Raw genomic sequence first — 15,752 nt, 5'->3', positions numbered from 1 at the left:
GTAACCAGAATCCAACAAAAATTTTGAGGTAATTAATTATGAATTTTAAAAGATCACCATTCGCAATTCAAGATAAAAATAAAAAAGATCTAGATAATAGAAAAGAATATTCAACTCTCAAGGAACTAATTCATGAGAAAGGGATTTCATCGGACTTAGCTGATTACTGGGATAAGGAATGTGAATTAAATCCATCCAACCCACGGTGCTTGGTATACGACGATTAGTTATTTCTATTGTTTATCCAATGTTTTCTTAGAAATAAGGCATAAATCTTTTTACTAATCGCAACATACAGACCTAGGACTACTAGAAATATCGAGAGTGGAATCACAGAACAAAGACTAATTATTATTGTTATCTCTTAAAAGATTTAAATAAGGAAGTAGATCTAGACACTTTGTTAGTTATTTTTAATGAGATATTCTTGTCTATCCAATTACAAAAGCCAATTATTTTTAGACAAAAAAAAGACTCTTGCGAGCCTGAGTGATGGGGATTCCTATGATGACAAATTAAACAGAAACAATCAACACCATAAATAGTTAATTTTATTACTTATAAAAACAATCTGTAGTTCTAATGTTTTTTTTAAAGACTGGGTTATGGGGATTATCAAGCTTTAAAATGATTGATCACCTAACTTATGGCTTTAACTATGTAAAAACAAATCCATATAATAAGAGAATCAAATTGATTTTTTATATTGCTCAACTTAAAAAACTTTGGAAGACGCCAGTTCCTTCATTTAGAAAAAATAAATCGGCATAACTACGCATATACATATATAAACATCTGTAGTATTTTTTAGATAATGAATAGGAGGGATTAGAAATGATTGATTGTCCACCAGAGAATTTTATAAAATTGGTTTAAGCAGCCAGCCCATTAAAAAAATTAATAGCAATTTATAAGTGAATGAGATTGATTCCTTGAGGATGGAGTCAATCTCTTTTTTATGTAATTAATTAATACCTACTGAATTTACTAAAAAACCCGCTCATGGCGGGTTCCTAAATGGTGGCGGGGGGGAGATTTGAACTTCCGACCTTCGGGTTATGAGCCCGACGAGCTACCAGACTGCTCTACCCCGCGTCATATACATAGCATACATCTGAAAGGGTTATTTTTTCTATTTCTTTAGGATTCTTGGAATTTTAATTGACCTTTAACTTCAATTCGCACTCCCTCAGAAAAATTAAACACCTTTTCTTCAATGTCTTGAATTCTTAAGTCAGATATCCACTCTAACTGTTTTAGTAAGTGAAGACTAACAGCATGTTTAGCTCTTTTTGAACCATCCTCTACTTTTAAAGCCAATCCTATCCCTTCATTTACCTTACATAGGCACTGTATTCCCTCTGCTCCTCCTTTACCTATAACTTGTCCATGAGAAGCCTTAATTATTTCTGTATCAAATTTATTGTTGTCACTTATCATTATTGGGTTAGTTGTCATAGCTCTACTTATTTGTTCTAATTCAGCATTTTCTGAACTGCTTAGAAGTGAATACAACTTGGACATTTCTATTAGTTTTAAATAAAGAGTTGGGGCGCCACAATCATCACGTTCTGCTTTTACGTTAGATATCGGTATTTCAAGAAATTCAGAAATAATTCTGAATATTTCGATTTGAAGTGGATGATCCCCCTTTAAGTAACTTTCTAATGGCCAATTCATTTTTTTGCATGTAGCTAGAAAAGCTGCATGTTTACCTGAACAATTATGTTCTAATGGACTTTCCTTATATCTTGGACATTTAAGGTTATTAATGTCGATGTCGTATTCCCATAGAATTTTGAAGGCTTCCCTTGAATGAATTTTTGTACCGGCATGTGAACCGCATGCTAATGCAATTGATTTTGAATCATTATTTATTTTTGATGCAGCTCCACTACTTACAAAAGGTATTGCCTGAAAAGGTTTTAGCGCTGACCTTATAAAACTTTTATATTCTGGATTTCCTGCGCACATTAAAACCCTCCCTTTCTTATCGCTAATAACAGCATGAATCTTATGTACTGACTCAATGTTTGTACCTCTCATTAAGATTGCTTGTAAAGGAGGGTTATTCGAGGTGTAAAGGTTTTTGAAATTTGAACTCATTTAGAAATTGTTATATTGAAAAAGTAAAATTCCAGACAAAGCTAAGACTGAGATAATAGAAAAAATCTGAATTAAATTTCTCAAAATAGGCTTTACCTCAATTGAGGCTATAAGTGATTCTTTTTCTTTTAAAAATAATGGTTTTATCCATACTTGACCGTCATACCATCCGGATTCTTCGTACTCAACTCTTTCAGATGTTAATCTCCTAAATACATGATTCCAACCAATATATAACCTGATAGAAATCAAGAGAGGGATTGATAAGCTACTAAAAAAACTTAATAGAATATATTTTAAAAGGGATGTTTTGAAATATATACTTCCAGTAGAAATAACAAGAAATATAATAAAAGCAAATACCCAGAATTTAATCAAGACAAGAATTAGTGATTTTTTTGATTTTGGCCATGAAAAAATGTTTGATTTAGACAATTCAATGAATTCATTTGTGGGTTGTTGCTCTCGAGGTACAGGACATTTAGATTCGTTCATAAATTAATAATTATGGAAATGTAATATTATCTCCATTACTCCAGAATGATTCAAGGTCATAAAATTTTCTTATTTCTGGTTGAAAAATATTTACAATTAAATCACCATAATCAAGTAAAGCCCATTTCGCCTCATTAACCCCTTCTTTTCTTATTGGTTCAATTCTAGCCTTTTCTCTCAGTTCTCCTTCTACAGAGTTAGTTATAGATCTAACTTGTACATCTGATAATCCTTCCGCAATCAATATCCATTCACTAATGAAAGATACATTGTCAATTTTTATAAGTTTTATGTCTTTAGCCTTTTTTTCTTCACAAGCTTTAGCTGCCATCAAAACCAAATTTTTATTGTCCATATACATTTTCACTTGAGACTGATTTTTCTGAACCTTCTTGCTGAGACAATTCTGATCTAGCTTTTTCTGCACTTTTTCTTAAGGCATCTAATCTATCCTCAAAAAAGCTTCTTTTTTTCTTTTTTCGAGTTTTCTCAATTAACTCCTTTAATGCTCCTCCAAGACTTTTATAAGCGTTTGGGATACTGTATCCAAATCTACAAGCGAGATCTATAGCTCTTTCATCTGCAAAAATAGCATCTTGAATTTTTTTTTCAGAATTATTTTTTATATATAATCTATAACCTGCAAAACTTGTTAAACCAAGAGCAAGTAATAAAAGTAGCCCATCTTGTACCCACAACTCGCCTATTGCCCCTCCAAGTCCTATGGCAAGAGCAGCCATTTCCCAACCATCTCGGGGAATTGTGTCATTTTGAATTTTCCCTACTTCGTGCCAAAATAATAAATTTCTGTGGTCAATTGCAAAGTTATCCCATTCATCTAAATCTATTTGGATTTCAACTTCGTCACGACCAATTTCCTCAAGTGTTATTAAAGGAGGGTCTATAGCAGCAGCAGCTTCAATAAAAACCCAACTTTCATTTTCTGGAGGCAACAAACTTTTAAGTCGTTGAAGTTCGCTCATAAAAAATTTATTTCTATTAATACTATAGAAACAAATGTTGCTTTTCAAGTAACTTGATTAACATCTGATGATTTATCAGTAGCATAAAAAAAATGAAGGTTTTAAATTATGCCTCAAAGAGGTGATCTTAAAAAAATTCTTATTCTAGGTTCAGGACCGATTGTTATAGGACAAGCTTGCGAATTTGATTACTCTGGCACTCAAGCTTGTAAAGCTTTAAGAAAAGCTGGTTATGAAATTATCTTGATAAATTCAAATCCTGCATCGATAATGACTGATCCTGAAATTGCAAGCAAAACATATATTGAACCATTGACCCCCGAAATCGTTTCTCAGATAATTTTAAAAGAAAAACCTGATGCAATTCTTCCCACCATGGGAGGTCAAACTGCCTTGAATCTTGCTGTTAAATTATCAGAATCAGATTTTTTAATAAAAAATAATGTTGAATTAATAGGCGCTGATTTAAGAGCTATTAATAAAGCTGAAGATAGGAAATTGTTTAAAGAATCGATGGAAAAAATAAATGTAAATGTATGTCCATCTGGAATAGCCTCTAATCTGGCTGAAGCTAAAGAGGTATCAAAAAAAATTAATTCTTATCCTCTGATAATTAGGCCTGCATTTACTTTAGGTGGTGTAGGAGGTGGAATTGCTTATAATCTTGAAGAATTTGTTGAATTGTGTAAAACAGGCTTAGAGGAAAGTCCAACTAATCAAATATTGATTGAGAAATCCCTTATTGGATGGAAGGAGTTTGAATTAGAGGTGATGAGAGATACTGCTGATAACGTTGTAATAGTATGCAGTATTGAAAATTTAGATCCAATGGGTGTTCATACTGGAGATTCGATAACTGTAGCTCCCGCACAGACCTTAACAGATAAGGAGTATCAGAGATTGAGAGACTTGTCATTGAAAATTATTAGAGAGGTGGGAGTTGAAACTGGGGGGAGTAATATTCAATTTGCTATAAATCCAACCAATGGCGAAGTAATTGTTATAGAAATGAATCCTCGTGTGAGTAGATCCTCAGCCTTGGCAAGTAAAGCAACTGGATTCCCAATAGCCAAGATTGCAGCTTTATTATCTGTTGGCTATACACTTGATGAGATAATTAATGACATAACGAAAAAAACACCTGCATGTTTTGAGCCTTCAATTGATTACGTTGTCACCAAAATACCTAGGTTTGCTTTTGAAAAGTTTAAAGGCTCTTCAAATACATTAAGCACAGCCATGAAATCCGTTGGTGAGTCAATGGCAATCGGTCGATCTTTTGAAGAATCATTTCAGAAAGCTTTAAGGTCCCTAGAAGTCGGGATTTGTGGTTGGGAATCTGATTCACTCGAAGAATCTAGGAATGAGAATGACTTAAAGAATAGTTTGAGAAACCCAACATCTGAAAGGATTCTCATAATTAAACAAGCTATGAAGTTAGGAAAAACTAATTCTTATATTCAAGAAGTTACGAATATAGATTTATGGTTTATCGAGAAATTACGCAATATCTTTAATTTCGAAAATAAATTTTTGAAAGAAAAAGAACTTTATGATTTAGATAGAGATTTGATGCTACATACTAAACAACTTGGGTTCTCAGATCAACAGATAGCAAAGTTAACTAATTCTGAGTTTTTTGAAGTAAGAAGATATAGAAAAGATTTGAACATAATACCTATTTATAAAACTGTTGATACTTGTTCAGCTGAGTTTTCATCTTCAACTCCCTATCATTATTCAACTTACGAAGAGTCTTTTATTGAATTAAATTCTCAAACTTTTGATAGCGAGATTTCAAAAAATGAAAAATCTAAAAAAATTATGATTTTAGGGGGGGGGCCAAACAGAATTGGTCAAGGAATAGAATTTGATTACTGTTGTTGCCATGCATCATATCAAGCTTCTACAAATGGTTATGAAACAATAATGGTTAATAGTAATCCTGAAACTGTATCAACAGATTATGATACTAGCGATATTTTATATTTTGAGCCTGTAACTCTAGAGGATGTGCTCAATATAATAGAAGCGGAAAATCCATATGGTCTGATTGTTCAATTTGGAGGTCAAACTCCACTGAAATTATCATTACCTTTACTTGAATGGCTTAAATCTAATGATGGGCTAAAAACTGGATCAAGAATTCTTGGTACTTCTCCAATCTCAATCGATTTAGCTGAAGATAGAGAGGAATTTACAAAAATACTTAAGGAATTAAGTATTAGACAACCTTTAAACGGCATAGCTCGTAATCAAAATGAAGCACAATCTGTTGCACAAAATATTGGATTCCCTTTAGTTGTAAGACCCTCTTATGTTTTAGGAGGCAGGGCTATGGAAATTGTTAAAGATCAGAACGAATTGTCGCGATACATCTCTGAAGCAGTTAAAGTTTCGCCTGATCATCCAATACTTCTTGATCAATATTTGAATAATGCTATTGAGATAGATGTTGATGCTTTATGTGATTCAGAAGGTTCAGTTGTAATTGCTGGTTTAATGGAACATGTAGAACCTGCAGGAATTCATTCTGGAGATTCAGCTTGTTGTTTACCAACCATTTCTCTTTCAACTTCCACTCTAGAGACTGTAAAGAACTGGACTAAATTAATTGCAAAAAGACTAAATGTTGTTGGTTTAATTAATTTGCAATTCGCAATGACAAATTTAAATAATGATGAAAATAAATTATTTATTCTTGAGGCAAATCCAAGAGCTTCCAGAACTGTCCCATTTGTTTCAAAGGCCATAGGTAAACCAGTTGCAAAAATAGCTACCCAGTTAATGCAAGGCTTTACATTAGAAGATGTTAATTTTACTAAAGAATTTTCTCCAAAATATCAGGCAGTAAAAGAAGCCGTCTTGCCTTTTAAACGATTTCCAGGATCCGATACACTACTTGGTCCTGAAATGAGATCTACTGGAGAAGTTATGGGTTTAGCTAAAGATTTTGGAATTGCTTATGCTAAGTCAGAATTGGCAGCAGGAAATGGTGTTCCCACTGAGGGAGTAGCTTTTTTGTCTACTAATGATTTAGATAAAAAGTATCTTGTTCAAATTGCAAAGGAATTGTTGACTTTAGGATTTAAATTAATTGCAACAAAAGGTACAGCTTCATATTTGATTGATTTAGGCCTTCAAGTTGAAGAAGTGCTAAAAGTTCATGAAGGTAGACCAAATATAGAGGACTTAATTCGTTCGGGACTTGTTCAATTAATAATTAATACACCAATTGGCTCTCAGGCTCTTCATGACGACGCATATTTAAGACGTGCTGCTTTAGAATATAATATTCCAACTTTTACAACCATTCCTGGAGCCAAAGCCGCTATTAAAGCCATCAAAGCCCTTCGAAGTAATAAAATTGATACTTACTCTCTACAAGAAATCCATAATTATTAAACTCAATCTAAATTTTTTAGTTTTTCTCTTAATTGATTTGCTAAAGAATTTCGACTAATTGAAAGTAATTTCAATGTATCCTCATGCATCTTAAGTTGTGTTTCCGCTATTTGTAATCCTTTTATAGATTCTTTTATATCCTTAGAAAGTTCATTTATCAAATACTTTTTCCCTTCAAAGGTTAATACTGGGTTCCCAGAATCATTTGTGTCTTCACTCATGAATTTTACTTTTTAATAAATAAAATATAATTATAATTTCTTAATTAACTGTTTTTCACATAATTCTTTATAAATCCCTTCATTATTAAGTAAATCAATATGTTTACCAACCTCAATAATTTTACCTTTATCGAAAACAACTATTTTATCTGCTTCTTGAGTAGTGGCTAATCTATGAGCAATTACAATAACAGTTCTATTCTTCATGGCTCTATTAAGCCCTTCTTGAACTTCTGCTTCTGATTCTGCATCTAATGCACTTGTGGCCTCGTCTAAGAGAAGAATAGATGGGTTTCCTAGTATTGCTCTTGCAATTGCAATCCTCTGGATCTGACCTCCTGAGAAATTTGAACTTCTTTCCGTTATCTTAGTTTCATATTTATCAGGAAGATCTTGAATGAAGTTGTGAGCATTTGATAGTTTCGCTGATTCTATAATTGCTTCTTTTGTGTAACTCCTTCCCATTCTTATTACATCAATAATTTTTCCAGAAAACAAAAAAGGCTGTTGTTGTACTAGTGCAATGTTTTTTCTTATATCTTTTGTATTTAATAATCTTAGATTTTTATCATCAATAAAAATGTCTCCATTATTTGGCCTTATGAATTTTAATATTAAGGCCATCATTGTACTTTTGCCGGCTCCTGAAGCTCCAACTAAGGCTGTAACTTCCCCTTTGTTAATTTCTAAATCGATATCTTTAAGAACTTGATTATCTTTTTCATATCCAAAATTAACTTTTTTAAAAGATATTTTGCCTTCAATATTGGATATCCTTTTCAAATTATCTTTATCATCTTCAATAGGTTCTAGATTTATCTTTTTCAATCTTTTTATCGATGCTTCCGTCTGTTTATAGTCATTAAAATTTGTACTAACATGGCTTATTGGATCAATAAGCATTAATATTGCAGCAAAAAAACTACTAAATTCTTCACTAGTTAGAAGGCCTAGGTTGATTCTTGCGGCTCCTAAACCTAATATTGCTAATATTCCAAAAGCTTCTACAAATCCTACAACTGGATGCTGAAATGCAAGTAATTTCAATGTTTTATATTTTGCTTTTTTATTATCACTTAATCTTTTATAAAATCTATTCTCAATCCAATTTTCGGCAGCAAAAGATCTTATTGTCGACATTCCATTTATAGATTCACCTATTAAACTTGCTAAGTTACTAGTTGATTCTTGACTACTTTCAGATGCTAATAGAACTTTTCTTCCAAAACTATTAACTGAAAAAATAATCAATGGTGCTAATAAAAAAGTTGATAATGTGAGTGACCAATCTAAATAAAACATGTATATTATTACCGCTAATAATTGTAACGTACACGGAATAGTATCTTGAGCTGTTTTATAAATAACTTCGCTTACTCTATCTACATCTTCTGTAAGTCTATAAGTAATATCTCCGGCTGAAATTTTTTCAACAGAATTCATCTCAATTTTTTGAATTTTGCTAAATAAATTTCCTCTCATTACTTCACTAATTTCTAATGATGGTTTTGCTATAAAAACATCCTGTCCAAATTGTGCAGTTTTTTGAATTAAAAATACTAATAAAGACTTAACTATTATGCTAGAAACTTTGGAAAGATCACCAGATCCAATTGCGGGTATTAAGTTGCCAGCCAAATAAGCTAGCAAAGGCCAACAAGCTACATAAATAACCATGCATATAAAACCCTTTATAAACCTATTTGAATATGGTCTGACTGGAGGTATTAATCGCAAGATATTATATATTTTATTATTTATCCTACTTTATATTTGGCTACAGAAACAATGAAATTAGATCAATTCTTAAAATGGAAAAATTTGGTATCTTCTGGTGGAGAAGCAAAAATTGTTATTAAATCCGGTTCCGTCAAAGTTAACGGTGTAATTGAAACCAGAAGAGGAAGAAAATTAAATAAGGGAGATAAAGTAATGTTGCTACAAAATGAATTAATTTTTGAATAGTTCCCTCTTGCAGCTCAATTTATATTAATATGATTTTCTTGGAGATAGTATTTTGAGAAAACCTGTTATTGCTGGTAATTGGAAAATGCACATGACTTGTGCTGAAGCTAAGTCTTATTTAGAAGAGTTTTTACCTTTAATAAAAAACATAAAGGATGATCGTAAAGTTGTTATTGCTCCACCTTTTACAGCTATTTCAACCTTTTCTAATTATTCTGATTTTGATTTTTTAGATATTTCTAGTCAAAATATTCATTGGGAAGATGAAGGGGCTTTTACGGCGGAAATATCTCCAAAAATGCTTATTGAACATCGAGTCTCATATGCAATAGTTGGTCATAGTGAACCAAGGAAATATTTTAGTGAAAGTGATGAACAAATTAATAAAAGAGCAGTTTTTGCACAGGCTAGTGGACTTACCCCAATAGTTTGTGTTGGAGAAACATTAGAACAAAGAGAGAGAGGAGAAGCATATAGAGTTATCACTAGACAAGTTGAACAAGGACTGGAAAATACAGATCCATCTAATCTCGTAGTGGCCTATGAACCAATTTGGGCTATTGGGACAGGTAAAACATGTGAGGCTAAAGACGCTAATAAGATATGTTCTTTGATTCGAGAATTAATAGGTTTTGAAGATTTAATTATTCAATATGGTGGATCCGTTAAACCTAATAATATTGACGAAATTATGTCAATGAGTGACATAGATGGAGTTTTAGTTGGTGGTGCTTCATTAGATCCTATTAGTTTTGCAAGAATTGCAAATTATCAATAATACAAAGCCGTGGCCAAAAGGCTGGGGACAAAAAACCTCAATTATGGGAGTTATTAATTTAACTCCGGATTCATTTAGTGATGGTGGAGCTTTAAATTCTGAAAAAAAAATTATAGATCAAGTTAATAATTTTTTGAATAATGGTGTGGATGTTATTGACCTTGGTGCTCAAAGTACGAGGCCTGGGGCCGAAGAAGTTGGATCTAAAATAGAAATAAAAAGGTTAATCCCATATTTGAAAATAATAAAGTCTGAATTCCCAGATATTTTAATTTCTATTGATACTTTTAATTCTGAGGTGGCTTACGAATCTCTTTTAAATGGTGCTAATTGGATAAATGATGTCACTGGAGGAAGAAGAGATAAAGAAATTTTGGATGTTGTTTCAACATTTAACTGCCCATTCGTCATAACTCATAGTCGTGGAAATAGTAATAATATGAATGAACTTAGCAAATACGAGAATGTATTGAGTGAAGTTAAGTCCTCTATTGAGACTTTGATAAAAAATGCGTTAGAAAAAAATATATCTAGAAAAAATATAATTGTTGATCCTGGGATTGGTTTTTCAAAAGATATAAATCAAAATCTAGAGATTTTAAGAAACTTGGATGTATTTAAAAACTTAAATTTACCAATCTTAATTGGTGCATCAAGGAAAAGATTTATAGGGGAAATTTTAAATGAAAAAAACCCTAAAGAGAGAGATATTGGTACACTTGCAATAAGTTGTCTTTGTTCTCATTTTAAAATAGATATTGTGAGAGTTCATAATGTAAAAATGAACTATCAAATTCTAAAAGTGGCTGATAGGATTTACAGAAAATAGAAAGATTATTATTCTTTTACACCCTCAATTTTATCTTCTACCTCTTGGTAAAGTTCTTTTAACTGTTCTATATTTTCGTCTGAAGTTTCCCAATATCCTCTACCATTTACTTCTAGTAAAGTCCCTACTATTCTTCTAAAACTATTAGGATTTAAATCCATTAGTCTTTTTCTCATCTCTTCGTCATTTATAAATGTTTCGTTAGTTTCTTCATAAACAAAATTATCTACTTGACCACTTGTTGCACTCCAACCGAGGGTGTAATTAAGTCTGTTAGAAAGCTCTCTTACTCCCTCATAACCAGATTTAAGCATACCCTCATACCATTTAGGATTTAAGAGTTTTGTTCTTGAGTCTAATCTAATAGTCTCTCCAAGTGTCCTGACTTGAGCATTTGAAGTAGTTGTATCTGCAATGTAACTACTAGGTTCTTTGCCGTCATCTCTTAGTGTTTTAATTAGTTTTGTTGGATCTGAATCAAAATAATGACTCACATCTGTTAGAGAAATTTCTGATGAATCAAGGTTTTGGAATGTAACATCTGCTGTTTTCATGACAGATTCAAATACATCTCTTTTTTGATTCATTTCTCCTGGATTATCAGCATTAAAAGCATATGTCTTTCGAGATAAGTACATTTCTTGTAATTCATTTTCTTCCTCCCAAGTTGAATTTTCTACTGCTAAATTAACATTTGAACTATAGCTGCCACTCGCATTAGAGAATACTCTCGCTGAAGCTTCTCTTATTGAAGTGCCTTCTTTTTCTGCTTGTTCTAGTGAGTGTTTTCTTACAAAATTTGATTCCAATGGCTCATCAGCCTCAGCAGCTAATTTGACTGCCTGATCTATTAATGCCATTTGATTTATAAATAGATCTCTAAATACCCCAGAACAGTTGACTACTACATCTATTCTTGGTCTGCCTAATTCTTCTAATGGGATTAATTCTAATTTGTTGATTCTTCCAACAGAGTCTGGTTTTGGCTTTACTCCTACAAACCATAAGATTTGGGCCAGTGATTCTCCATAAGTTTTGATGTTGTCAGTACCCCATAAAACACATGCAATTGTTTCAGGCCAAGTACCTTGCTCTTCCTTTTGTCTTTCAATTAATTTGTCAACAACAGACTTTGCTGCAGCGACTGCTGCTGTTGTTGGAATTGATTGAGGATCAAGTGCATGTATGTTTTTACCGCTAGGTAAAACACCTGGGTTTCTTATAGGGTCTCCGCCTGGTCCTGGTAAAACATAATTACCATCTAATGCTTTAATTAGGCTATCCATTTCTTTGTCTGCACAGACCTGTTCCAAGCAGAAAAGTAAATAATCAAATAATTTATTTATTTCTTTCTGATTGACATCATTAAATCCATTTAATCTACAAACTCTTAACCATGGAGTGGGTAGATTTAGGCCAAATACTTTAAGAAATTCAAAAAGTTTAGAAAGAATTGATTTTTCTAAATAAACTCTACCATTAATAATTTTTAAGGAGTTAACCATTGCGAATATTGATTCTCTTGCTGTCTTTATTATTTTTTCATTTAATTCTACAAATTTGAGTTCACCTTTGTTATTGCCATCATATATTTGGTCAATAGTCAGATCCATGGATTCTGCCAGTAGTCCCGGTAAAGATCTTAATCCCTCTTGTTCTCTTTCTAATGATGCAATATTTACAAGAGTTGCTACAGCTTCTTCAGCAGTTGGAGCTTCTCCGATGGTATGAAGACCACAGGGTAATAATCTACTTTCTATTTCCATTAACTGTTTATAGATATTGCCAACAAATAGATCTCTTTCATCTAGAGAGAGTTCTTCTACGTTTTTTGAAGGGAGCTCAACATCTTTATCAAGATTACATTGTTTAGACGTCTCAACGATTGCATTAACTATTTGAATACCCCTACTATTTTCTCTTAGTTGTTGATAAGAACCAACAAGTTCACTTAGTTCTTTAAGTCCTTTGTAGAGCCCAGCATTTTCTGCTGGAGGAGTCAAATAACTAATAGTTGAAGCGTACCCTCTTCTCTTTGCGATTGTAGCTTCAGAAGGATTATTCGCTGCATAATAATACAAATTAGGCAATGATCCAATAAGAGAATCTGGATAGCATGTTTCACTCATACCCATCTGTTTACCGGGCATAAATTCAAGTGAACCGTGAGTTCCAAAATGTAGAACGGCATCAGCAGCCCAGATTTTTTCTACATAAGTGTAATAAGCAGCAAAACCATGATGAGGACTAGCACTTCTTGAATAAAGTAATCTCATTGGATCACCTTCATAACCGAATGTAGGTTGTACCCCTATAAAAACATTTCCAAAATGTTTTCCATATATAAGTAGATTCTGTCCATCACTATTTAGATTTCCAGGTGGTTTACCCCAATTTTCTTCAAGTCTTTGTGAATATGGTGTAAATTCTTCGTATTCTTTTACTGACATCTTATGAGCAATATTTAATTCAGGAGAACCATCCATTGCTTCAGGGTTGTTAATTACTTTTTCCATTAATTCTTTTGAATTACTTGGAAGTCCATCTATTTGATATCCTTTAGATTTCATTTCAAGAAGTACTCTGTAAATTGAACCGAAAACATTCAAATATGCCGCTGTACCGACATTTCCTTTGTCTGGTGGAAAACTAAATACTGTAATAGCTAATTTCTTATCCTTTCTTTTCTTTACACGTAAGGTTGACCATTTTATAGCTCTTTCAGCGATTACATCTACTCTATCTTGGAGTGTATGTGCCTTACCTGTAGCATCGTCACGACCTGAAAGAATGATAGGTTCAATTGCACCATCCAGCTCCGGAATTGCTATTTGAAGTGCTACCTGAACAGGGTGTAATCCTAAGTCGCTATCTTCCCATTCTTGAGTGGTTTGAAAAACTAATGGCAGTGCAACCATATAAGGTCTGTTTAGTCTTTTTAGAGCCTCAATAGCCTTCGGATGATCTTGTCTTGCTGGACCACCAACTAGTGCAAATCCTGTTAATGATACAACTCCATCAACAATAGGTATATCTTTATTGAGAGCATCAAAATAAAATTCGTTGACTGGCTTAGAAAAATCTAGACCTCCACAGAAGATAGGAAGTACTCTTGCTCCTCTATATTCCAACTCTTGAATAACAGCAACGTAATGAGCATCATCTCCAGTGACTATATGACTCCTTTGAAGCACTAATCCTATTGTTGGGGTTGAGTCATCTTTAGGTTTTATATCTTTTCTGTTATTTTCCCAATTTTGAAATTCTTTAAGACTTTCAAACATACAAGGAGCTAAAGGGTGCCAAATTCCTAAATCTGGGAAGGTTTCAGGGTCTTGTATTTTGAATTCTTCTATTTGATCTTTTATGTTCTCTGAAACTGCATATTTTTCAGAGATCATTAATAAGAAGTTTTTTAAGTTCTCAGTGGTACCACCTAACCAGTACTGAAAACTTAGAATGAATGTTCTCGCATCTTGAGCTTTTTCTACTGGTAGATATTTAAGTATTGATGGTAGTGTATTTAATAATTTCAACATTGAATCTTGGAAGCTTGCTCCATCAGATTCTTTTTTCTTTTTTATTAAATCTCCAATAATACTTTTAGATTGACCAAGTTGAGCCATACTAAATGAACCTAACTTATTTAATCTCATTACCTCTGGCATCGAAGGAAAGATAATTGATGCTTTAAGTTTGTCTTTGTATGGAGAAACTGCATCAACAACTTTTTGCGCAAGATCTTCGATAAAAATTAGTGAAGCTACAAATATATCTGCTTTTGCTATGTCAGCTTTAAAATCTGCAAAATTACTTTCATTTCTAAGTTCTTCGATAAGATACCCGCTAAGGTCTATACCTATTGGGCCATTCATTTCATTTATTGACTTTGCAGCTTCCGTTAAGGAATTTTGGTATTGTGGCTCAAGGACAACATAAACTGCTTTTATTACAACTTTGTGTTTGTTATCCTCAACAGGAGATACTCTGCGGTTTGCTGAGCGGACCTGCGTAAACATTGATTTTCTTTAAGTATTACTACCAGCCTACGAATGAAAAGACGTTATTGTGTGCAATATAAATAGCGTGTAACAACCCTTAAAAAAAAAATTTTTTAAAAAATGATTGAAAATTCTAAAAAAACTATACCAGTACTTGTATCCGGAGCTTTAGGCAGGATGGGACGTGAAGTTGTTAACACTGTATTAAATTCTACAGATTGTGAACTTGTTGCAGCAATTGACATAAACGAAAAGAACAATGGGTCATATATTTCTGAATTATTAAAAGTAAAAAATTGTGATGTTTTTGTCTCAACTGATTTTGAGGGAACTTTATGTTCGGTTAGTCAAAATTACAGAAATGAAAAAATTAAACCTGTTTTAGTTGATTTTACTCATCCTAATTCTGTTTATGAAAATACTAGATCAGCTATCGCATATGGGATTTCACCAGTAGTGGGAACTACAGGTCTTACTCCTTCGCAAATAAATGATTTGTCTGTTTTTGCACAGAAAGCCTCTATTGGTTGTGCGATAATTCCAAACTTTTCAGTTGGCATGGTTCTCCTTCAACAGGCAGCATCTGTGGCTGCAAAATTTTATGACAATATTGAATTAATCGAGATGCATCATAATCAAAAAGCAGATTCTCCTAGCGGAACCTGTATAAAAACTGCAGAAATGATTGAAGAATATCCTAAGAAATTTAATCAGAATATAGTTAAAGAGACTGAGTCATTGAAGGGTGTGCGAGGAGGACTCAGAGATTCAGGAATAAATATACATTCGGTAAGATTACCAGGATTATTAGCCCATCAGTTAGTAATTATGGGATCCCCTGGGGAAACTTATACAATTAAGCATGACACTATTGATAGAAAGGCTTACATGCCCGGTGTTTTACAAGCTATTAAAAAAATTGGTAATTATGAATCATTAGTTTATGGACTTGAAAAATTGATTTTTTAA

Annotated in this window: 13 protein-coding genes and 1 tRNA gene; 6 read left to right on the top strand and 8 right to left on the bottom strand. The window is 32.7% G+C overall.

Going from position 1 to position 15,752, the window contains the following annotated elements; translation table 11 throughout:
* Positions 1-38: 38 nt before the first annotated feature.
* Entirely contained in the window at positions 39-227 is a 189-nt protein-coding gene (locus tag HA146_RS05035) for a virion host shutoff-like protein (protein ID WP_209108450.1), read from the top strand.
* 791 nt (positions 228-1,018) lie between these two features.
* Here the strand turns inward: HA146_RS05035 and HA146_RS05030 are convergent.
* The 5 genes from HA146_RS05030 to HA146_RS05010 form a co-directional block, all read right to left on the bottom strand.
* A tRNA-Met gene (locus HA146_RS05030) sits at positions 1,019-1,095 on the bottom strand.
* A 45-nt stretch (positions 1,096-1,140) separates the two neighbouring features.
* Positions 1,141-2,106, bottom strand: coding sequence for an asparaginase (locus HA146_RS05025; RefSeq protein WP_209108449.1), 966 nt, complete (start codon positions 2,104-2,106; stop codon positions 1,141-1,143).
* On the bottom strand, positions 2,107-2,601 hold the full coding sequence (locus HA146_RS05020) for a CGLD27 family protein (protein ID WP_209108448.1): 495 nt from the start codon (positions 2,599-2,601) through the stop codon (positions 2,107-2,109). It lies immediately after the preceding gene.
* A 10-nt stretch (positions 2,602-2,611) separates the two neighbouring features.
* A complete protein-coding gene (gene rsfS / locus HA146_RS05015; RefSeq protein ID WP_209108447.1) occupies positions 2,612-2,956 on the bottom strand; it encodes a ribosome silencing factor in 345 nt (114 codons plus the stop codon).
* A complete protein-coding gene (locus HA146_RS05010) occupies positions 2,946-3,584 on the bottom strand; it encodes a DUF3318 domain-containing protein (protein WP_209108446.1) in 639 nt (212 codons plus the stop codon). Before HA146_RS05010 ends, rsfS begins: the two co-directional genes overlap by 11 nt.
* Positions 3,585-3,692: 108 nt before the next feature.
* Between HA146_RS05010 and carB the strand changes: the two genes are divergently transcribed.
* Entirely contained in the window at positions 3,693-6,989 is a 3,297-nt protein-coding gene (gene carB, locus HA146_RS05005; RefSeq protein WP_209108445.1) for a carbamoyl-phosphate synthase large subunit, read from the top strand.
* 2 nt (positions 6,990-6,991) lie between these two features.
* Here the strand turns inward: carB and HA146_RS05000 are convergent, their stop codons facing one another.
* Together HA146_RS05000 and HA146_RS04995 are read right to left on the bottom strand one after the other, a co-directional pair.
* Positions 6,992-7,210 (bottom strand): DUF6447 family protein, encoded by a 219-nt coding sequence (locus HA146_RS05000; RefSeq protein ID WP_209108444.1) that lies wholly within the window; start codon positions 7,208-7,210, stop codon positions 6,992-6,994.
* A gap of 30 nt (positions 7,211-7,240) precedes the next feature.
* A complete protein-coding gene (locus tag HA146_RS04995; protein WP_245157436.1) occupies positions 7,241-8,887 on the bottom strand; it encodes an ABC transporter ATP-binding protein in 1,647 nt (548 codons plus the stop codon).
* Positions 8,888-8,998: 111 nt separating this feature from the next.
* Here HA146_RS04995 and HA146_RS04990 point away from each other — a divergent pair, with 111 nt between their 5' ends.
* The 3 genes from HA146_RS04990 to folP are packed head-to-tail and all read left to right on the top strand — an operon-like array spanning position 8,999 to position 10,782.
* On the top strand, positions 8,999-9,175 hold the full coding sequence (locus HA146_RS04990; RefSeq protein WP_209108442.1) for an RNA-binding S4 domain-containing protein: 177 nt from the start codon (positions 8,999-9,001) through the stop codon (positions 9,173-9,175).
* 52 nt (positions 9,176-9,227) lie between these two features.
* Positions 9,228-9,953 carry a triose-phosphate isomerase gene (tpiA, locus tag HA146_RS04985; protein ID WP_209108441.1) on the top strand — a complete coding sequence of 242 codons (726 nt, stop codon included), beginning with the start codon at positions 9,228-9,230 and terminating at the stop codon, positions 9,951-9,953.
* Positions 9,937-10,782, top strand: a complete 846-nt coding sequence (gene folP / locus HA146_RS04980) for a dihydropteroate synthase (RefSeq protein ID WP_209108490.1) — start codon at positions 9,937-9,939, stop codon at positions 10,780-10,782. Before tpiA ends, folP begins: the two co-directional genes overlap by 17 nt.
* A gap of 8 nt (positions 10,783-10,790) precedes the next feature.
* Here the strand turns inward: folP and HA146_RS04975 are convergent, their stop codons facing one another.
* Complete coding sequence (locus HA146_RS04975) at positions 10,791-14,801, bottom strand: magnesium chelatase subunit H (protein WP_209108440.1); 4,011 nt, start codon at positions 14,799-14,801, stop codon at positions 10,791-10,793.
* A gap of 102 nt (positions 14,802-14,903) precedes the next feature.
* Here HA146_RS04975 and dapB point away from each other — a divergent pair, with 102 nt between their 5' ends.
* Positions 14,904-15,752, top strand: a complete 849-nt coding sequence (gene dapB, locus HA146_RS04970; protein ID WP_209108439.1) for a 4-hydroxy-tetrahydrodipicolinate reductase — start codon at positions 14,904-14,906, stop codon at positions 15,750-15,752.

Origin of the sequence: Prochlorococcus marinus CUG1416 (assembly GCF_017695965.1) — a bacterium.
Lineage (GTDB): Bacteria > Cyanobacteriota > Cyanobacteriia > PCC-6307 > Cyanobiaceae > Prochlorococcus_A.
Note: the sequence above shows the minus strand (reverse complement) of the source record. Positions and strands in the feature narration are given on the sequence as shown.